The sequence below is a fragment of the Arthrobacter sp. AZCC_0090 genome, assembly GCF_014207375.1.
Taxonomy (GTDB): Bacteria; Actinomycetota; Actinomycetes; order Actinomycetales; family Micrococcaceae; genus Arthrobacter.
The window spans coordinates 1-1,722 of sequence record NZ_JACHEE010000031.1 but is presented as its reverse complement, the minus strand read 5'-3'; the positions used below and the strand labels follow the sequence as shown (position 1 = coordinate 1,722).

Annotated in this window: 1 protein-coding gene; it reads left to right on the top strand. The window is 69.7% G+C overall.

The genetic code is table 11. The features are described 5' to 3' along the window. Nucleotides 1-1,722 (top strand): urocanate hydratase (locus tag HNP00_RS22835; protein ID WP_184742004.1); only part of this gene is annotated, 1,722 nt, incomplete at its 5' end.

Here is a 1,722-nt window from a genome sequence, read left to right as displayed (position 1 = left end):
GCCGATTTCACTACCGGAGCGCGTCCGGTCAAAGCTGCCCGGGGTACGGAGCTGACCGCGAAGAGCTGGCAGACCGAGGCGCCGTTGCGCATGTTGATGAACAACCTGGACCCCGAGGTCGCGGAGCGTCCGGATGACCTGGTCGTGTACGGGGGCACGGGCCGTGCGGTGCGGTCCTGGGCCGCGTTCGATGCGATCACCCGGACCCTGGAGACCATGGAGAAGGACGAGACCTTGCTGGTGCAGTCCGGCAAGCCGGTGGGCGTGTTCCGCACCCATGAGTGGGCGCCGCGGGTTTTGCTGGCGAACTCGAACCTGGTGGGGGACTGGGCGACGTGGCCGGAGTTCCGCCGCCTGGAGGCCGAGGGCCTGATGATGTACGGGCAGATGACGGCCGGGTCCTGGATCTACATCGGCACCCAGGGCATCCTGCAGGGCACGTACGAGACCTTTGCCGCGGTCGGGAACAAGCTTGCCGCAGAGGGACGCCACCGGGCCCCGGCCGCCGCGGGTTCCACGGAGGGGCCGCTGGCCGGGACGCTGACCCTGACGGGCGGTTGCGGTGGCATGGGCGGGGCCCAGCCTTTGGCCGTGACCCTGAACGACGGGGCCTGCCTGATCGTGGACGTGGACGAGACCCGGCTGCGCCGCCGGGCCGGCAAGCGCTACCTGGACGAGGTCGAAACCGACCTGGACGCCGCGATCGCCAAGGTCCAAAAGGCCAAGGACGAGCGCCGCGGCTGGTCCGTGGGCTACGTGGGCAACGCCGCGGAGGTCTTCCCCGAACTGCTCCGCCGCCACCGGGCCGGGGACATCACGATCGACGTCGTCACGGACCAGACCAGTGCGCATGACCCTTTGTCCTACCTGCCCGAGGGCATCAGCGTGGCCGAGTGGCACGCCGAGGCCGAGGCGGACCCGGAAGGGTTCACGAAGAAGGCCCAGGCCTCCATGGCCCGGCAGGTGCAGGCCATGGTCGAGTTCCAGGACGCCGGGGCCGAGGTCTTCGACTACGGCAACTCGATCCGCGACGAGGCCCGCAAGGGCGGCTGCGACCGGGCGTTCGAGTTCCCCGGTTTCGTCCCGGCCTACATCCGTCCGCTGTTCTGCGAGGGACTGGGCCCGTTCCGCTGGGTCGCCCTCTCCGGTGACCCCGAGGACATCGCCGTGACCGACAAGGCGATCAAGGAACTGTTCCCGGAGAACACCCACCTGCACAAATGGCTCGACGCCGCCGCCGAACGGGTCGAGTTCGAAGGCCTGCCGGCCAGGATCTGCTGGCTCGGCTACGGCGAACGCGCCAAGGCCGGCCTGCTGTTCAACCAGCTCGTGGCCGAAGGCAAGGTCAAGGCCCCCATCGTGATCGGCCGGGACCACCTGGACTCCGGCTCCGTGGCCTCCCCCTACCGGGAAACCGAGGCCATGGCCGACGGCTCCGACGCGATCGCGGACTGGCCGTTGCTGAACGCCCTGATCAACACCTCCTCCGGCGCCACCTGGGTCTCCATCCACCACGGCGGCGGCGTGGGCATCGGCCGGTCCCTGCACGCCGGCCAGGTCTCCGTCGCCGACGGCACCGAGCTCGCCGCGCAGAAACTCGAACGCCTCCTCACCAACGACCCCGGCATGGGCGTCATCCGCCACGTCGACGCCGGCTACCCCCGCGCCATCGAAGTCGCCCACGAACGCGGCGTCCGCATCCCCATGACCGAAACCAACTAA